Here is a 17084-nt window from a genome sequence, read left to right on the forward strand (position 1 = left end):
GGTACGGATCACGTTAAGCGGTCGATGATCCGAAGGAGCCGGTCGCAGGACGCCTCGATCTTCTTGAGCGGAGACGTGGCGATGCCCAGCAACAGTCCGGGGCACGCCGAAGCGGTTTGAGCGGACCAAAGCGATAGCGGCGTCGGTGCCAGTCCAAACGACGCTGCGTCCCGGGCGATAGCGAGATCGGGTGCTCCGTCTGGCAATCGCAGCACCGCGGCCAGACCGGCAATCGCAACCGTCGCAGAGCGCGTGCGGAGCTGGTTCAGCAATGCATCGCCCTGCGCGGTGTAGGCGCGTTTCGTGCGCCGCAGATGCCGCAGATAGTGGCCGTCGCGCATGAAGTCGGCAGTAGCTAGCTGCACCGCGGGTCCCGGTGCCGGCGCGAGGCAAGCCGCAGTCTCTGCAAATCGCGATGCGAGAGCCGCCGGTGCAACTACAAAGCCGAGCCGCAAGGCCGGGCTTATGGTCTTGCTGAAGGAGCCGATGTGGATGACGCGGCCGGCGCGGTCGAGCGAGGCGAGCGCTGGCGTGGCGCGGCCCTTGAGCTGGAGTTCGCTGAGATAGTCATCCTCGATCACCCATGCCTTGTTTTGGGTCGCATTCCAGCAGTCGTGAGCGGCGTGCCAGTGACAGCGTGGATCCGAGCGGCGCCTGTTGCCCCGGCGTCACGACAACCAGCGCGGCGTCGGGTGCATGTTTCACGCCGAAATCGACGTCGATGCCGTCGGCATCGACCGCGATCGGTACGATGGATAATCCCGCGAGTTCGAGACCGTGCCGGGTGAAAGGAAAGCCGGGGTCCTCCATCCAGACTTTCTTCTTCGGCCCGAGGCAGAGGACACGGAGCGCGAGACCGAGGCCGCCGGTGAAACCGCTGGTGACGATGATTTGGGACGGCGCGCATTCTATTCCTCGGGCCAGCGCAAGGTAGGCCGCGATCTCACGTCGCAAGTCCAACTCGCCGCGCGGATCCGGGTAGATCGCGGGTGCGCTCGTTTCGGCGCGAACCGCTCGTACCCGCATTCGCGCCAGCAACTTCGCAGGAAACGTTTCCTGCGACGGCACGCCCATCTGGAAGATCGCCGGTCCAGCCGTGAGTTCCTGGTACATCTCCATGAACGAGCCGGGGTCGGGGGCCTTGTCAGGCCGCACTGGGAAGGACTGCCGGTCGGCGACATGCGTGCCGGTCGCGCGGGCCGCGACGATCATTTGGTCGGATGAGAGCTTCTCATAGGCTGAGCGCACGGTGCCGCGCGCGACGCCGAGTTGAGCCGCCAGATCCTGCCATGAGGGCAGGCGTGCGCCGGGGGCGAGCACGCCGCTCTCGATGGCGGTCCTGATCCCTCTATGGATCTGCTCCGCAAGTGGGGTCTTCGCGGACCGATCGAGCTCCAGGCGCAGCGGCCTCGTCATTCCCCATGGTACACAATTTTTGTGCGTTCTTGGTGCTTTTTTATGAACCAGGCGAGGAGCATCTGAGGGAATGAGGAGGGAGCTTTGATCTCCCCCGATCATCAGGGAGTCATCAGATGAGTGAACGTCTCAACTACAACCACATCGCACCGGCCGGCGCGAAGGCGCTGGGCGGCGTCTACGGCTATGTCACGCAGAGTGGGTTGCCTGGAACGCTTGTCACGCTCGTTTACCTGCGCATTTCACAGATCAACAACTGTGCCTATTGCCTCGACATGCATACGCGCGATCTGTTGAAGAGCGGCGTGAAGGTCGAAAAGCTCGCGCTGCTGCAGGCATGGGCCGAGGCGGGCAATCTCTTCGACGAACGCGAGCGCGCGGCCCTGGCATGGGCCGAGACCGTCACCCGCGTTGCCGAGACCAACGTTCCGGATGAAGCCTATCAAGCCGCACGCAACGTCTTCAGCGAGCGCGAACTCGTCGATCTCACAATCGCAATCAGTCTGATGAATGCGTACAATCGCATGTCGATCAGCTTCCGAAATACGCCGCAGGCCGCGCTCGAGAAGGCCGCCTGATGGCTCACGCGGCATTAACCCAACGCAAAGCAGGAGATCGAAGATGATGAACGTGATTTCCGGCGTCCAGATCCCGGACAGTCAGTTGGCGCGCGAAGCCGCCGAGCTGGTACGCAGCTACGAAGACGACATGCTGTTTAACCATTCGGTCCGCGTCTACGTGTTCGGCGCGATGAAGGGGCTGCGTCAGAAGCTGAAGTTCGATTCGGAACTGCTCTATGTCGCGGCGCTGTTTCACGATCTCGGCCTTGTCGATCACTACCACACGCAGACAAAGCGATTTGAGGTCGACGGAGCCGACGCTGCGCGTGAGTTTCTCCGGGCGCGCGGTATCGCCGAGCCGCAAGCCGATCTGGTATGGGAAGCCGTCGCGCTGCACACCACGCCGGGCATTCCGCAATATATGAGGCCGGAGATCGCTCTCACCAACGCAGGCGTTCTGGTGGACGTCGTCGGTATTGGATATGACGATTACTCGCCGGAGCAGCGTGACCAGGTGATATCAGCGTTTCCGCGCGGAGACTTCAAGAACGACTTCCTCAAGGTTCAGACGTGTTCAGCCCTGAAGAAGCCGCAGACCACATTCGGGACGGTCAATTTCGACTACATCGAGGATCACGATCCCAGCTTCCGCAAGCCGAACGCGTGCACGCGCATCCGCAACACGCCTTGGCAAAGCTGAGCGGACGGCGTCCGCTTCAGGCTCTAGCCCACCGGATTTCTGGCAGGATCTGAGCGGCTATGGTCCGGCGCCAGCGGCGGCGCGTTCGCCAGCGATGCGGTATCGCTGCGCGAAGCGATCTCAATCGGCGCGGATCGGCTGTCGCGCCAGGCCACGATCCAGATCAGGAAACCGAGCAGCGCGAGCGCGGCGCCGACGGGACCGGTGGAGGTCCAGCCAAACCCCTCGCGTATGGCCAGGCCGCCGAGGAACGGGCCGAGCGCATTGGCGGTGTTGAACGCCGAATGGTTCAGCGCGGCGGCGAGCGCCTGCGCGTCTCCGGCGACGTCCATCAGCCGCGTCTGCAGGATGGCGCCGAGCGAGACGCTGGCGCCGATGGCGAAGATGTCGATCGCGAGCAGCCAGACATTGCCGGCGACAAGCGGGAACACCAGCAGCGCCACGGCTGCAAGCAGCAGGACGCAGCCCGCGGTCGGCATCAAGGCGCGGTCGGCAAAGCGCGGTACGAACAGATTGCCGAGCGTGGCGCCGATGCCGAACACCGCGAGGAACAACGGAATGACGGCTGGGCTGACCTTGGTGACTTCGATCAGCGTCGTCGCCAGATACGTGTAGACGGCGAACATGCCGCCGAAGCCGATGGCGCCGATCGCCAGCGTGATCCAGACGCGGCCGCTTCTGAGTGCGCCGAGCTCGCGCAGCGGATCCGACCTGCCGGCCTGATCACGCGGCGCGAACAGGGCGCACAACAACATCGTGAGCAGCGCCAGCACCGACACCAGGCTGAAGCTCGCGCGCCAACCGACCGCCTGGCCGATCAGATTGGCCAAGGGCACACCGATGATGGTGGCAGAGGTCAGGCCGAGCATCACCTGGCCGATCGCCTGCGAGCGACGATGTTGCGGAACCAGCGAGGCGGCGACGAGGGCGGCCATGCCGAAATAGGCGCCGTGCGGCAGCCCTGCGAGGAAGCGGGCCGCGATCATGGAGCCAAAGCCGGGTGCCAGTGCGGTGAGCACATTGCCGAGCGCGAACACGGCCATCAGCACCAGCAGCTGCGTGCGCCGCGCGAACCGCGCGCCAAGCACGGCGATCAGCGGCGCGCCCAGCACCACGCCGAGCGCATAGGCGCTGATCGCGTGTCCCGCCGTCGGCTCGTCCACACCGAGATCGGCGGCGAAGAACGGCAGCAGGCTCATCGATGCGAATTCGGTGGTTCCGATCGCAAAGCCGCCCATCGCGAGCGAGAACAGGACGATGGCAAGGTGAGGGGGCGCTGAAGCCGAAGTCGGTTTTGCGCGGCGCGAGGTCGCTTGAGGCGAAGTCGTCATGTGTCCTGCATTGGTGGCGTCAACGGGAACCAGCCCAGCGAACGTCGCCACCCCCTGCAAGATTTGTCCGTCTTACCTAAACCCGCATCAGCCCGCGTCAACGCCGCAGTACCGGCGAAGCGCCACTGCATATCAGCGTCCCGGATGTGCCAACGCTAATTGGCTGGTCGGCGAGTGGGCTTCTTCGTCGGAAAATGTGGGTTCACCACGCATGTCGCCGAACGTCCGACGGCGAGATATCGGCACTGCTCGAGCGTGTCGTAGCGGCAGTCGAAATAGCCGACGGGGCCGTAGATCTGCATGCACACGGGAAAGCTCGGATCGTAGGTCTGCGCGCGTGCAGTTCCGCCCGCCAGGAGCAGGGCGGTTACGGCCAGTGCGAGGCGCGCGCTGCCCATCTCAGCGCGGCAGGTAGTAGCGGGGCGAATAACCCGGCGTCTGCGCGCGCGGACGATTCTGGTAGGCGTAGGGGTCGTCGCTTTGACCTGCGAAATACGGATTGGCGATGCAGGTCAGCGCGCGTCCCGAAGCGCTCGCCTGACACTGCGCGTAGGTGTCGAACCTGCAATTGCTCAGGCCCGGCCACTCATCGCCAGTGAGGCAGAAGGGATGGTGCGTTCCGAACGCGTGCGCAGGTGTGGGAACGCTCGACACGAGCGCAAATGTGGCGAAGGCGAGCCAAAGTGTGGCGACAATGGGGAGGGCAACTCGTTTGCGCATTCTTAATTCTCCATCACGCGAACGTGCGCGCGGCGTCGGTGTCGCGCGCATGATGCTTGTGTTCCGTAGTCGACAATGGAACTCATGAAAACACTTGTTTCAAAGGGGTTCGTCGCACCTGCCGATAACATACGTTAACGGCAAGGTCCTTTCGAACCAACTGTTGCGGCGTGGCTACAGCAATTCCATCGATCGCTGTTATGACCAGTCTGCGGCCTGGGGGCCTCACGACGAAAACTGGAACGGGACTCAAATGAATAAGAACTTGTTGCTTGCGGCTGTGAGCCTCGTCGCGCTCGGCGCGACCGCGCCGGCGCTTGCTGCTGATCTCGCAGCACGGCCTTACACCAAGGCGCCTGCGATGGTCGCCGCGATTTATGACTGGAGCGGCTTCTACATCGGTATCAACGGCGGCGGCGGTTCTTCGCACGCGAAGTGGGACATCGTCGGCTTCGGCCGTGATGGTTCGCATGATGCAACCGGCGGCACGGTCGGTGGCCAGATCGGCTATCGCTGGCAGTCCGGCCAGTTCGTGTTCGGCCTGGAAGGCCAGGGCAACTGGGCCGACTTCTCGGGCAGCCATGTCGGCGCGCTCTCTGGCAACACCAACAGCACCAAGATCGATTCGTTCGGTCTGATCACCGGCCAGGTCGGTTACGCCTGGAACAACGTGCTGCTCTACGTCAAGGGCGGTGCTGCTGTGGTCGGCACCAAGTACGATACCTCGTTCGGCGGCGTGTCGCTGGCATCGGCCAACGACACCCGTTGGGGTGGCACTGTCGGCGCGGGCCTCGAGTTCGGTTTCGCCCCGAACTGGTCGATTGGCGCCGAGTACAACCACATCTTCCTCGGTGGCAACGACCGCAACCTGACCGGCCCGGCCGGTGTTCTGGCGGTCAACGTCAAGCAGGACGTCGACATGGGCCTCGTCCGCCTGAACTACAAGTTCGGCGGCCCGATGCTCGGCCGTTACTGAGACTGATCGCTCGGATTCGAGCGCTCGACGAAAAGCCCCGGCCTTGGCCGGGGCTTTTCTATTATGTGACTTCAGCGAGTTAACCATTGCCATTGGAGGTCGCCCGCCACGCTTGACTCTCAAGAACAAAATGAGAACAATGTTCTTCATACGTTCCAACAAGGGAGCAAGCCATGTTCAGGGTTTTCGTGGAAGAGGCCGCCGCACTTGCGTCGATCACGCTGTTCGTCGGAATGATCGCGATCTGGGCCCAGGTCATACCGCAGCTCTGATTCCGCGGCCCCCGGCGGTGGACCTCCCGCTACCCCTTGGGGAAAAGCGGGACGACGCGGCGAAGCGGACGCTCCGGCGTGGACTCTGGCGCGGTGACGCCCCACCATTACGGGGCGAGTCGGCAAAGGCGGGTGGAAGGCGGAGCGGGGTCCTCGGATCGATCTCCCGGACATCCCCCTGGTGCCGGCGACCGCTCCATTTCATCTGTCAGAGGCCGTCACGCGACCATGCCGAGCGCCGGATTTGTTCACCTTCACGTTCACTCGGCCTATTCGCTGCTCAAGGGCTCGATCAAGATCGCCAAGCTCGCCGAGCTTGCCAAGAAGGACCATCAGCCGGCACTGGCGCTGACCGACACCGATAATCTGTTCGGTGCGCTGGAGTTCTCCGACAAGATGGCGGGCTCCGGCATCCAGCCGATCGTCGGCTGCGAGTTGGCGATCGATTTCGGCGACCAGGACCCGAATGCGCGCAACGCGATCGGGCCGTCGCGCGTGGTGCTGCTGGCCGCGCAGGAGCGCGGCTATCGCAGCCTGATGCGGCTGAACTCGCGCGCGTTCCTGGAGACGCCCGACAGCCATGCGCCGTTCATCAAGTTCGACTGGTTCGAGGGTGAGACCGAGGGTCTGATCGCGCTGACGGGCGGGCCGGACGGGCCGATCTCGCTGGCGCTTGCCGGCGGTTATGCTGAGCTGGCCGCGCTGCGTTGCGAACGCCTGGCCGGCCTGTTCGGCGACCGCCTCTACATCGAATTGCAGCGCCACAACACCGAGAAGGAGCGGCGCGTCGAAAGCGGCCTGATCGACCTCGCCTACGCCAAGGGACTGCCGCTGGTCGCGACCAACGAGCCGTATTTCGCCGCGACCGACGATTACGAAGCGCATGACGCGCTGCTCTGCATCGCCGGCGGGCGGCTGATCGCCGAGACCGAGCGCGAGCAGCTCACGCCCGATCACCGCTTCAAGACCCGCGCCGAGATGGCCGTGCTGTTCGCCGACATTCCGGAGGCGCTGGCCTCGACGGTGGAGATCGCCGAGCGCTGCTCGTTCCGCCCGATGACGCGCAAGCCGATCCTGCCGTTCTTCACCGTCGGTGCCGCGCAGAGTTCGGACGCCGGCGCAGTCGAGGCGGCGGAACTGAAGCGCCAGGCGGAGGAGGGGCTCGCCAATCGCCTGCGCGTCCACGGCCTGTCGCAGGGCATGACGGACGAGGATTACAGCAAGCGCCTGGCGTTCGAGCTCGACGTCATCCTGCGGATGAAATACGCGGGCTACTTCCTGATCGTGTCCGACTTCATCAAATGGGCGAAGGGCCAGGGCATTCCGGTCGGACCGGGCCGCGGCTCCGGCGCAGGCTCGCTGGTCGCCTGGGCGCTGACCATCACCGACCTCGACCCGATCAAGTTCGGCCTGCTGTTCGAGCGCTTCCTCAATCCCGAACGCGTCTCGATGCCGGACTTCGACATCGACTTCTGCCAGGACCGCCGCGGCGAGGTGATCCAGTATGTGCAGCAGCGCTACGGCCGCGACCAGGTCGCGCAGATCATCACTTTCGGAACGCTGCAGGCGCGCGGCGTGCTGCGCGACGTCGGCCGCGTGCTGCAGATGCCCTATGGCCAGGTCGACAAGCTGACAAAGCTGGTGCCGCAGAATCCGGCGGCGCCCGTGACGCTCGCCGCCGCGATCGAGAGCGAGCCCAAACTGCAGGCGTTCCGCGACGAGGATCCGGTGGTGGCGCGCGCCTTCGACATCGCCCAGCGCCTCGAGGGTCTGACCCGCCACGCCTCGACGCATGCCGCCGGCATCGTGATCGGCGATCGGCCCTTGAGCGAGCTCGTGCCGCTCTACCGCGATCCCAAATCCGACATGCCGGTGACCCAGTTCAACATGAAATGGGTCGAGCCCGCGGGCCTCGTCAAGTTCGACTTCCTCGGCCTGAAGACGCTGACCGTGCTCGACGTCGCCTGCAAGCTGCTCAAGCCGCGCAACATCGACGTCGATCTCGCCACGCTGCCGATCGACGATGCCGAGAGCTACCAGATGCTGGCGCGCGGCGAGGTGGTCGGCGTGTTCCAGGTTGAAAGCCAGGGCATGCGGCGCGCGCTGGTCGACATGCGGCCGGACCGTTTCGAGGACATCATCGCGCTGGTGGCGCTGTATCGCCCGGGTCCGATGGCGAACATCCCGACCTATTGCGCGCGCAAGCACGGCGACGAGGAGCCGGAATATCTGCATCCCGTGCTGGAGCCGATCCTCAAGGAAACCTTCGGCGTCATCATCTACCAGGAACAGGTGATGCAGATCGCCCAGGTGATGTCGGGCTATTCGCTCGGCGACGCCGACCTGCTGCGCCGCGCCATGGGCAAGAAGATCCGCGCCGAGATGGACAAGCAGCGCGACATCTTCGTCGCCGGCGCGGTGAAGAACGGCGTGCCGAAGGGGCAGGCCGAGACCATCTTCGAACTGCTCGCCAAGTTCGCCGACTACGGCTTCAACAAGAGCCACGCGGCGGCCTATGCGCTGGTGTCCTACCACACCGCCTACATGAAGGCGCATTATCCGGTGGAGTTCATCGCGGCGTCGATGACGCTCGACCTGAACAACACCGACAAGCTCTCCGAATTCCGCGCCGAGGCGCAGCGCCTCGGCATCAAGGTCGAGCCGCCGAACATCAACCGTTCCGGCGCGACCTTCGAGGTCGGCGACAAGGTCATCTACTACGCGCTCGCGGCGCTCAAGGGCGTCGGCATCCAGGCGATCGAGCAGATCATCGAGGAGCGCGCCAAGCGGGGATTGTTCACCTCGCTCGCCGACTTCGCGGCACGGGTCAATCCGCGCGCGATCAACAAGCGTATCATCGAGAGTCTCGCCGCCGCCGGCGCCTTCGACACGCTGGAGCCGAACCGGGCGCGGGTGTTCGCGGGGGCGGATTCGATCCTGGCCGCCTGCCAGCGCGCGCACCAGGCCGAGACCATCGGCCAGAACGACATGTTCGGCATGTCGGCGGATGCGCCGACCATCATGCTGCCGCAGATCGAGCCGTGGCTGCCGGCCGAAAAGCTCCGCCGTGAATACGACGCCGTCGGCTTCTTCCTGTCGGGCCATCCGCTCGATGATTACGCCACCGTGCTGAAGCGGCTGCGGGTGCAGTCATGGGCCGAGTTCTCGCGCGCGGTGAAGACCGGTGCCACCGCCGGCAAGGTCGCGGCCACCGTGGTCTCGCGCATGGAGCGGCGCACCAAGACCGGCAACAAGATGGGCATCATGGGGCTCTCGGATCCCACCGGCCATTTCGAGGCGGTGCTGTTCTCCGAAGGCCTCGCGCAATATCGCGACGTGCTGGAGCCGGGCGCCGCCGTACTGCTGCAGCTCGGTGCGGAGCTGCAGGGCGAGGACGTCCGCGCCCGCGTGCTGCATGCCGAGCCACTGGATGACGCTGCCGCCAAGACGCAGAAGGGGCTGCGCATCTTCGTGCGCGACACCAAGCCGCTGGACTCGATCGCCAAGCGTCTGGCCGGCCCCGACATGGCCGCCTCGAACGGCGCCGCGCCAAAAGTCGGCAGTCCCGGCATCGCGCCGCGCTCCAATGGCGACGGCGAGGTCTCGCTGGTGATGATGCTCGACCTCGAGACCGAGGTCGAGATGAAGCTGCCCGGCCGCTTCAAGGTCTCGCCGCAGATCGCCGGCGCGATCAAGGCGGTCGCGGGCGTGGTCGACGTGCAGCAGCTCTGACGTTGCCCGAGCCGCCGCAAACCAAAGCTTAACTATTCGGCCCGCGGGTGGTTTCGAAGTCTATTGGGCGCAGCTATGAGTTGTCTTCTTGAGAATCTCGTTGGGCGGGAAGCCAGGAAGAACAACAATCATGTGCGACAAATGCTCTGAAAATCCGCATCAATCGATCGCTCCTTCGCGGCGCTCCATGATGCTCTTTGCCGCTTCGGCGCTCGGAGTGGCCGCGTTCGGCGGGGCCGCGTTGGCCAAGGAGGTCAAGGCGCCGCCTAAACCCCAGAACGTGCTGTCGCCCGATGCCGCGCTCAAGCGGCTGATGGAGGGCAATTCGCGCTACGTGTCGGGCGTGTCGCGCCGTCACGACTTCACGCATGAGCGGGAAGCATTGGTCGGCGGTCAGAATCCCTACGCGGCCGTCCTGAGCTGCGCCGATTCCCGCATCGCGCCCGAATATGCCTTCGACAGCGGACGCGGCGATCTGTTCGTGTGCCGCGTCGCCGGAAATTTTGCCGGCGACGAGACCGTTGCGAGCATGGAATACACCGTCGCCGTGCTCGGCACGCCCCTGATCCTGGTGCTCGGCCATGACAATTGCGGCGCCGTCGATGCGACCATCAAGTCGCTGAAGGACGACAAGCCGTTGCCCGGACACATCCCCACGCTGGTCGCCGCGATCGCACCTTCGGTGAAGACGGCGGCCCAGCAGAGCGGCAACGCGCTCGACAACGCCATTCGCCAGAACGTCATCGACAACGTCGCCAAGCTGAAATCGGCCGCGCCGCTTCTCAACGCGGCGGTCGAGCAGGGCAAGCTCAAGGTGGTCGGCGGTATTTATCGCTTGCGCACGGGGACCGTCGAGTTGCTGGCCCAGAGCTAGAGCCCGGCGTTGGAGTATCGGGCGTCGTGTGCAGCAGCTCCGACGCCCGGCCTGCGCCATCTCCGCGGTGGTCGTCGGATGCTGTTGCAACCTGTCGCCGATTCCAGCTAGCATTCATCCCGGGGAATGGACTGGGGATATGCGATGCTGCGACGGGGCGCGTTGTTGTTGGCCGTTGGTGCGATGCTGGTGGGCTGTGTCAGCGATCGGGTCGGAACCGACTTTGCCTCTGTCTCAAACAAGGTCGGGCCTCCGCGCGCCGGGCACTCGCGCGTCGTCCTGCTCCAGGATAAGAGGAATGGCCTTAGCATGGCGATCTGCGCCTGCGAGGTGAAGCTCGACGGTGCGCCGCTCGGCAAGGTCGTGGCTGGGAAATATGCCTATGCCGATCGGCCGGCGGGGCGCCACGAATTGCTGGTAACGGAGCTGATGTTTCCGGGCGACACCAAGCGCGAGATCGTGATGGAAGCCGGCCGGACGCACTTCTATCTCATCAAGAGCAGCCCGAGGCACGATGCCGCGACGGGCGGCGCGATCCTCGGTGGCCTGGCCGGGCTTGCCGTCGTTTCCGTCGCGACGGCGGGAGAAGCCAATCCCGGGCCGGCCGAACTGGTTGCGCTGGACGAGGCGACCGCGCGAACGAAGCTCGCCGAGCTGCAGGCCGTGGAGTGAGGTGCGTTGCTCGATCTGATCGCACGAGGCAGGGACCTGAAGGACACTTGCGCCGTTTCGACATTGGCTTGAGACTGGCAGAGACTCGCAGAGACTGGCTTGGAGCTGACGCCGGCAGCGGCGTGGCCACGCCACCGCCTCAATCCGAGCCTTTCGTTCAACCGCCGTTCAGCTGGCTGCGCGCCTCATGCGTGGTGGCACCTCAACGACGATAGCGGGCAAGCAAGCCATGCGTGGGACGTTCAGAGTCTTCATTTGCCTCCTCCTGCCGATGGTGGCCCTTGCCGCCGGCTTGCCGGGCGAGGTGCGCGCGCAGCAGCAGGAGAAGCGCATCGCGCTCGTGGTCGGCAACGGCGCTTATGCCAAGTCCCCACTGGCGACGACCGCGAACGATGCCGGCCTGATCGCGCAGACGCTGCAGGCGGCCGGCTTCGACGTCGTCGGTGCGCGCGATCTCGACGGCGACACGTTGCGCAAGAGTTTTCGCGACTTCATCCAGAAGGCCCAGGCCTCGGGGCCGGGTACCGTCGCGATGGTCTATCTTGCCGGCTACGGCGTGCAACTGGCCGGCGAGAACTATTTCATCCCGGTCGATTCCAACATCACCCGCGACACCGACGTTCCGACCGAGGCCCTGCGGATCAGCGACTATGTGCGCCAGCTCGCTTCGATCCCGCTCAAGGCCAACATCGTCGTGCTCGACGCCGCCCGCGCGCAGCCCTTCATCGAGGGCGGCCAGCAGATCGCGAGCGGTCTGTCGCTGGTCGAGCCCGAGCCGAACATGCTGATCGCGTTCAACGCCGCGCCCGGCACGGTCGCGCCGGAGGAGCCGGGGCCCTACGGCATCTACGCCCAGTCGCTGGCGGAGATGATCCGGACCGGCGGCCTGCCGCTGCCCGAAGTGTTCGACCGCGTTCGCCTGCGCGTCAACGAAGCCTCCAAGGGCGCGCAGGTGCCCTGGAACGAGCAGAAGATCTCGGCGCCATTCTCGTTCTTCGAGCGCGGGCCCGACGCACCGCCGCCGGAGACCGCCCCTGACCAGGTTGCCGCACTCCGCAACAAGCCGATCCGCGATCTCGGCGCGCAGGATGCTTATGCCGCCGCGATCGAGCGCGACACGCTGCCGGCCTATGAGGAGTTTCTAGCCGCCTATCCCGGCGATCCCCTGGCGAAGCGCGTGATGGCGATCGCCGCGGCGCGCCGCGAAGCGATCACATGGCGGCGCACCTACCGGAACGACACGCCGGAAGCTTATTGGTCGTATCTGCGCCGCTACCCGCGCGGGCCGCATGCGGCGGACGCACGCCGGCGCCTTGCGATTCTCACCGCGCCCGCCGAGGCGCCGCCGACCTTCGCGATGATCGACTATGATGTGCTGCCACCGCCGCCGGAGGAGGTGATCTATGTCGACCGCCCGGTGCTGTATTTCGGCGATCCCGTGTTCGCCTTCGCGCCGCCACCGCCGCCGCCGCTCTATTATCTGCCGCCGCCGCCGCCGGATTTCGTCGTGCTGCCGCCGCCGATGCCCGTGATCGGCCTGTTCGTGCTGCCGCAGCCGGTGTTCGTGCCGATCCCGGTGTTCGTCAGGCCGCCGGTCTATGTCGCGCCGCCGCCGAACAACATCATTTACCAGAACATCCACAATACGACCGTCATCAACACGGTGATCAACCGCCCGCCGGCCCCAGCGCCGGCTGTGGGGGCAGGGGCCGGACCAGGCAATCTGGCGCCGGCGATCGCCGGCCGTGCCAACCCGGCCGGGGCTGCCGTGCCGCAGGCGGTCGTGCAGCGCGCCGCGCTGATCCAGCAGGGCAAGGCGCCGATGCCGCCGAGCGCGACGATCCAGCCGATGGCGAGGCCCGGGGCGCCTCCGGCGACGCCGACGGCCGTCGCGCCGACGGCGGCGCCACCCATTGCGCCGCAATCGGGGCCAGCACCTGCTCCGCAGACCAGGCTGCCCCAGGCCAACACGCTGCCGGTTCCTGGCGCCCATGGCGGCCCGCCGGCTCCGCCAGCGGGGGCGGGGCCCTTGCCGGGCGGAAGGCCCGTGCCGCCGACGGCGACCGCACCTGGTGCGACACCGCCGGCTCGTCCGGGGGCGCCGACCACCGCTGCTCCCGGCACAACGGCTGCTCCCGGCACAACGCTGCCTGCTCATTCCAATGCGCCAACGGCTGCCGCGCCGGCAAATGCCGGGTCCCCTGTGACCAACCCGACTGCCGGACCCGGCCAGCCACCCAGGCCGCCGGTGGCACAGACGCCGCCCGGCACCGGGCCTGCGGATCGCGCCAAGTCCTCGACCCGTGAGCCTGCCGGCTCGCCGCCCGCCGCAGCGGGCGCGCCGGGAAGGACTCCGGCCGCGGCCGGAAGGCCGATCGTGCCTCCGCCTTCAGCGGCACGTGAGCCGATCAGGCCGCAGCATCTGCCATCGACGGCCCCGCCACAGGCGGCCAGACCGGCTGCACCGCCGCCGCGGCCCCAGGCCGTGGCGCGGCCTACGCCACCACCTCCGCCGCGGGTGTCGGCCCCGCCGCCGAGAATGGCCGCACCCCCACCGCCTCGCCCGGCTCCTCCGGTTGCCGTCGCGCGGCCGGCGCCTCCGCCCATGGCGCGGCCCGCACCGCCGCCGCCGGTGGCGCGACCGGCACCCCCGCCGCCGCCGCGCATGGTCGTTGCGCCGCCACCCCCGCCGCGACCGGCGGCGCCTCCGCCGCGTCCCGCACCGCCGCCGCCGCCGGCGGCCAAGAAGTGCCCGCCGAACCAGCCCAGATGCTAATCGGGCTCTAGGGGGGCGGCCCGGTCTTCCGGGAAAGGGCCTCTCGCGGGCGAAAGCCGCCCCCGAAAGGCCCTTATTTCCTTGCTTCTGGCCGAAATGGCGCTATACAGCGCCGCATCTCACACGGAAGCATGGCTCACAAGGCCGTCCGGTGGCAGCCGGGGCGACAACGCTCCGTCTTGCTCACACGCTTCCGGAGGAACCAACCGGAGAACTAGAACGATGGCACTACCCGATTTCACTATGCGTCAGCTGCTCGAAGCCGGCGTGCACTTTGGTCACCAGTCTCACCGCTGGAATCCGAAAATGGCGCCGTTCATTTTCGGCGCCCGCAACAACATCCACATCGTCGATCTCGCGCAGACTGTGCCGTTGCTGCACACCGCCTTGCAGGCGGTCAGCGACACCGTCGCCAAGGGCGGCCGCATCCTGTTCGTCGGCACCAAGCGCCAGGCGCAGGACGGCGTCGCGGACGCTGCCAAGCGCTGCGCGCAGTATTTCGTCAATTCGCGCTGGCTCGGCGGCACGCTGACCAACTGGAAGACGATCTCGGCCTCGATCAAGCGCCTGCGCCATCTCGACGACGTGCTGGCGGGCGGCGATGCCTCCTCCTACACCAAGAAGGAGCGCCTGACGCTTCAGCGCGAGCGCGACAAGCTCGACCGCTCGCTCGGCGGCATCAAGGACATGGGCGGTCTGCCCGACCTGATCTTCGTGATCGACACCAACAAGGAAGACATCGCGATCCAGGAGGCCCAGCGCCTCAATATCCCGGTCGCCGCGATCGTCGACACCAATTCGGACCCGAAGGGCATCACCTATGTGGTCCCCGGCAATGACGACGCCGGCCGCGCGATCGCGCTGTATTGCGACCTGATCGCGCGTGCGGCGATCGACGGCATCGGGCGCGCCCAGGGCGATTCCGGCATCGACATCGGCGCCTCGACCCGTCCGCTTGCTGAAGAGCTGCCGGCGGCTTCGTCGAGCGGTTTCCAGGGCCTTGCCGGCCCGCGCGGCACCGCCGACGACCTCAAGAAGCTTCCGGGCGTGTCGGGTGCGATCGAGAAGAAGTTCAACGACCTCGGCATTTTCCATTTCTGGCAGCTCGCCGAACTCGACCACGACACCGCGCACAAGATCGGCGAAGAAGTCGGTCTGCCGAGCCGCGCGGACGCCTGGGTGGCCAAGGCCAAGGCGCTGACCGCGGAAGCGGAATAGTCAAGAGAGCGATGGGTTGGCCGGAGTGGACCCGGCCACCATTTCATTCAGTTGACGCGAATCCCTGAGATGGGCCGCGGCGGGGCGCTTCGATGCCACGCCGCGGCGAACCAGCAGGCACAAAGGATTTTCAACGATGGCAACGATCACAGCTGCGATGGTCAAGGACCTGCGCGAGTCGACCGGCGCGGGCATGATGGACTGCAAGGCCGCGCTGACCGAAAACGACGGTAACATGGAAGCCGCGCAGGATTGGCTGCGCAAGAAGGGCCTGTCCAAGGCCGCCAAGAAGTCGGGCCGCGTCGCGGCCGAGGGTCTGATCGGCGCCCTCACCAAGGGCACCAAGGGTGTCGTGGTCGAGGTCAACTCCGAGACCGACTTCGTCGCGCGCAACGGCCAGTTCCAGGGCCTGGTCAAGATGATCGCCCAGGTCGCATTCGATGTCGGCGCCGATGTCGAGAAGATCAAGGCCGCCAAGGTCGGTGACGTCACGGTCGAAGCCGCCATCAATGATGCGATCGCCACCATCGGCGAGAACATGACGCTGCGCCGCGCAGCTTCGCTCGAAGTGAGCCAGGGCGTGGTGTCGAACTACGTCCACGGCGCGGTGGTCGAGGGCGCCGGCAAGATGGGCGTGATCGTGGCGCTGGAATCGCCCGGCAAGGCCGACGAGCTCGCAACGCTCGGCCGGCAGATCGCGATGCACATCGCCGCCGCCAACCCGCTCGCGCTCGATCCGTCCGGTCTCGATCCGGCGGTCGTCAAGCGCGAGAAGGACGTGCTCGCCGACAAATATCGCCAGCAGGGCAAGCCGGAGAACGTGATCGAGAAGATCGTCGAGTCCGGCCTCAAGACCTACTACAAGGAAGTCTGCCTGCTCGAGCAGGCCTTCATCCACGACACCGGCAAGTCGGTGGCGCAGGCGTTGAAGGAAGCCGAAGGCAAGGTCGGTGGTGCCCTGAAGATCGCGGGCTTTATACGCTATGCTCTCGGTGAGGGAATCGAGAAGCAGGAAAGCGATTTCGCGGCCGAGGTTGCCGCGGCAAGCGGCAAGAAGTAAGCGCCGGAACGTTCCTTCCGGCGTGCCGCCGGAAGCGGGGCCCGGACGAGGAAAGTGCTCATGTCTGATCCGGTCTATCGTCGCGTCGTGATCAAGCTGTCCGGCGAATATCTCGCGGGACAGCAAGGCTTTGGCATCGATCAGCCGACCGTCGACCGGGTTGCGGACGATCTGATTGCGGCCCGCAAGCTCGGCACCGAGGTCGCGGTCGTGATCGGCGGCGGCAACATCGTGCGCGGCGTCGAGGTCTCCGCCCGCGGTGTGTCACGGCCGACCGGCGACACCATGGGCATGCTCGCCACCATGATGAACTGCCTCGCGCTGGAATCGGCGATCGAGCGCAAGGGCACGCCGGCGCGTACGCTGTCGGCGTTCGTCATGCCCGAGATTTCCGAGCTGTTCACCCGCACTGCGGCGCACAAATACCTCGCCGAGGGACGCATCGTGCTGCTTGGCGGTGGAACCGGTAATCCGTTCTTCACCACCGATACGACCGCAGTGCTGCGTGCCGCCGAGATCGGCGCCCAGGCGGTGCTGAAGGCCACCAATGTCGACGGCGTCTACTCGGCCGACCCGAAGAAGGATCCGGCCGCGACGCGATTCGACCGGCTGACTCATTCACAGGCGATCGAGGGCGGCTACAAGGTGATGGATGCGACCGCCTTCGCGCTTGCCCGCGAGACGTCGCTGCCTATCATCGTATTCTCGATCGCGGAGCCGGGCTCGATCGGCGCGATTCTGCGTGGCGTCGGCCACGGAACCATTGTCGCCGGCTGA

13 protein-coding genes and 1 pseudogene are annotated in these 17084 nt (G+C 66.1%); 10 read left to right on the plus strand and 4 right to left on the minus strand.

The window, feature by feature from the left end; all coding sequences use genetic code 11:
- Window positions 1-8: 8 nt before the first annotated feature.
- A pseudogene (locus IVB24_RS20185) lies at window positions 9-1416 on the minus strand (PLP-dependent aminotransferase family protein).
- A 116-nt stretch (window positions 1417-1532) separates the two neighbouring features.
- Here IVB24_RS20185 and IVB24_RS20190 point away from each other — a divergent pair.
- Together IVB24_RS20190 and IVB24_RS20195 are read left to right on the plus strand one after the other, a co-directional pair.
- Entirely contained in the window at window positions 1533-1994 is a 462-nt protein-coding gene (locus tag IVB24_RS20190; protein WP_094977696.1) for a carboxymuconolactone decarboxylase family protein, read from the plus strand.
- Between the two features lie 43 nt (window positions 1995-2037).
- Window positions 2038-2676 (plus strand): HD domain-containing protein, encoded by a 639-nt coding sequence (locus IVB24_RS20195; protein ID WP_094977697.1) that lies wholly within the window; start codon window positions 2038-2040, stop codon window positions 2674-2676.
- A gap of 23 nt (window positions 2677-2699) precedes the next feature.
- On the opposite strand, the gene IVB24_RS20200 is transcribed toward IVB24_RS20195, so the two are convergent.
- From IVB24_RS20200 to IVB24_RS20210, 3 genes are all read right to left on the minus strand, one after another.
- Window positions 2700-4007, minus strand: coding sequence for an MFS transporter (locus tag IVB24_RS20200; RefSeq protein ID WP_247768273.1), 1308 nt, complete (start codon window positions 4005-4007; stop codon window positions 2700-2702).
- A gap of 155 nt (window positions 4008-4162) precedes the next feature.
- Window positions 4163-4405, minus strand: coding sequence for a DUF3551 domain-containing protein (locus IVB24_RS20205; protein WP_140479949.1), 243 nt, complete (start codon window positions 4403-4405; stop codon window positions 4163-4165).
- A gap of 1 nt (window position 4406) precedes the next feature.
- The gene (locus tag IVB24_RS20210) at window positions 4407-4727 is read right to left on the minus strand and encodes a DUF3551 domain-containing protein (protein ID WP_094977700.1); all 321 of its coding nucleotides are present in this window, start codon (window positions 4725-4727) and stop codon (window positions 4407-4409) included.
- 253 nt (window positions 4728-4980) lie between these two features.
- On the opposite strand from IVB24_RS20210, the gene IVB24_RS20215 reads away from it, so the two are divergent.
- The 8 genes from IVB24_RS20215 (at window position 4981) to pyrH (ending at window position 17084) form a co-directional block, all read left to right on the plus strand.
- Entirely contained in the window at window positions 4981-5703 is a 723-nt protein-coding gene (locus IVB24_RS20215) for an outer membrane beta-barrel protein (protein WP_094977701.1), read from the plus strand.
- Window positions 5704-6203: 500 nt separating this feature from the next.
- The gene (dnaE, locus tag IVB24_RS20220) at window positions 6204-9707 is read left to right on the plus strand and encodes a DNA polymerase III subunit alpha (RefSeq protein ID WP_247768275.1); all 3504 of its coding nucleotides are present in this window, start codon (window positions 6204-6206) and stop codon (window positions 9705-9707) included.
- A gap of 130 nt (window positions 9708-9837) precedes the next feature.
- Complete coding sequence (locus IVB24_RS20225) at window positions 9838-10581, plus strand: carbonic anhydrase (protein WP_247768277.1); 744 nt, start codon at window positions 9838-9840, stop codon at window positions 10579-10581.
- A 309-nt stretch (window positions 10582-10890) separates the two neighbouring features.
- Window positions 10891-11253 (plus strand): DUF2846 domain-containing protein, encoded by a 363-nt coding sequence (locus IVB24_RS20230; RefSeq protein ID WP_244607607.1) that lies wholly within the window; start codon window positions 10891-10893, stop codon window positions 11251-11253.
- Window positions 11254-11482: 229 nt separating this feature from the next.
- Window positions 11483-14029 (plus strand): caspase domain-containing protein, encoded by a 2547-nt coding sequence (locus tag IVB24_RS20235; protein WP_247768279.1) that lies wholly within the window; start codon window positions 11483-11485, stop codon window positions 14027-14029.
- Window positions 14030-14251: 222 nt separating this feature from the next.
- Entirely contained in the window at window positions 14252-15247 is a 996-nt protein-coding gene (locus tag IVB24_RS20240) for a 30S ribosomal protein S2 (protein ID WP_094977705.1), read from the plus strand.
- Window positions 15248-15383: 136 nt separating this feature from the next.
- Window positions 15384-16307: a translation elongation factor Ts gene (gene tsf, locus IVB24_RS20245; RefSeq protein WP_094977706.1), complete on the plus strand. Its 924-nt coding sequence runs from the start codon at window positions 15384-15386 to the stop codon at window positions 16305-16307.
- 60 nt (window positions 16308-16367) lie between these two features.
- Window positions 16368-17084 carry a UMP kinase gene (gene pyrH / locus IVB24_RS20250; RefSeq protein ID WP_038949770.1) on the plus strand — a complete coding sequence of 239 codons (717 nt, stop codon included), beginning with the start codon at window positions 16368-16370 and terminating at the stop codon, window positions 17082-17084.

Origin of the sequence: Bradyrhizobium sp. 192 (assembly GCF_023100965.1) — a bacterium.
Lineage (GTDB): Bacteria > Pseudomonadota > Alphaproteobacteria > Rhizobiales > Xanthobacteraceae > Bradyrhizobium > Bradyrhizobium symbiodeficiens.

Bases quoted from the DNA above. Each gene is read 5' to 3' on its own strand.
- IVB24_RS20205 (WP_140479949.1), bottom strand. From the start codon at position 4,405: ATGGGCAGCGCGCGCCTCGCACTGGCCGTAACCGCCCTGCTCCTGGCG.
- IVB24_RS20230 (WP_244607607.1), top strand. From the start codon at position 10,891: ATGGCGATCTGCGCCTGCGAGGTGAAGCTCGACGGTGCGCCGCTCGGC.
- IVB24_RS20215 (WP_094977701.1), top strand. From the start codon at position 4,981: ATGAATAAGAACTTGTTGCTTGCGGCTGTGAGCCTCGTCGCGCTCGGC.
- dnaE (WP_247768275.1), top strand. From the start codon at position 6,204: ATGCCGAGCGCCGGATTTGTTCACCTTCACGTTCACTCGGCCTATTCG.
- IVB24_RS20235 (WP_247768279.1), top strand. From the start codon at position 11,483: ATGCGTGGGACGTTCAGAGTCTTCATTTGCCTCCTCCTGCCGATGGTG.
- IVB24_RS20200 (WP_247768273.1), bottom strand. From the start codon at position 4,007: ATGACGACTTCGCCTCAAGCGACCTCGCGCCGCGCAAAACCGACTTCG.
- IVB24_RS20190 (WP_094977696.1), top strand. From the start codon at position 1,533: ATGAGTGAACGTCTCAACTACAACCACATCGCACCGGCCGGCGCGAAG.
- IVB24_RS20210 (WP_094977700.1), bottom strand. From the start codon at position 4,727: ATGCGCAAACGAGTTGCCCTCCCCATTGTCGCCACACTTTGGCTCGCC.
- tsf (WP_094977706.1), top strand. From the start codon at position 15,384: ATGGCAACGATCACAGCTGCGATGGTCAAGGACCTGCGCGAGTCGACC.
- IVB24_RS20240 (WP_094977705.1), top strand. From the start codon at position 14,252: ATGGCACTACCCGATTTCACTATGCGTCAGCTGCTCGAAGCCGGCGTG.
- IVB24_RS20225 (WP_247768277.1), top strand. From the start codon at position 9,838: ATGTGCGACAAATGCTCTGAAAATCCGCATCAATCGATCGCTCCTTCG.
- pyrH (WP_038949770.1), top strand. From the start codon at position 16,368: ATGTCTGATCCGGTCTATCGTCGCGTCGTGATCAAGCTGTCCGGCGAA.
- IVB24_RS20195 (WP_094977697.1), top strand. From the start codon at position 2,038: ATGATGAACGTGATTTCCGGCGTCCAGATCCCGGACAGTCAGTTGGCG.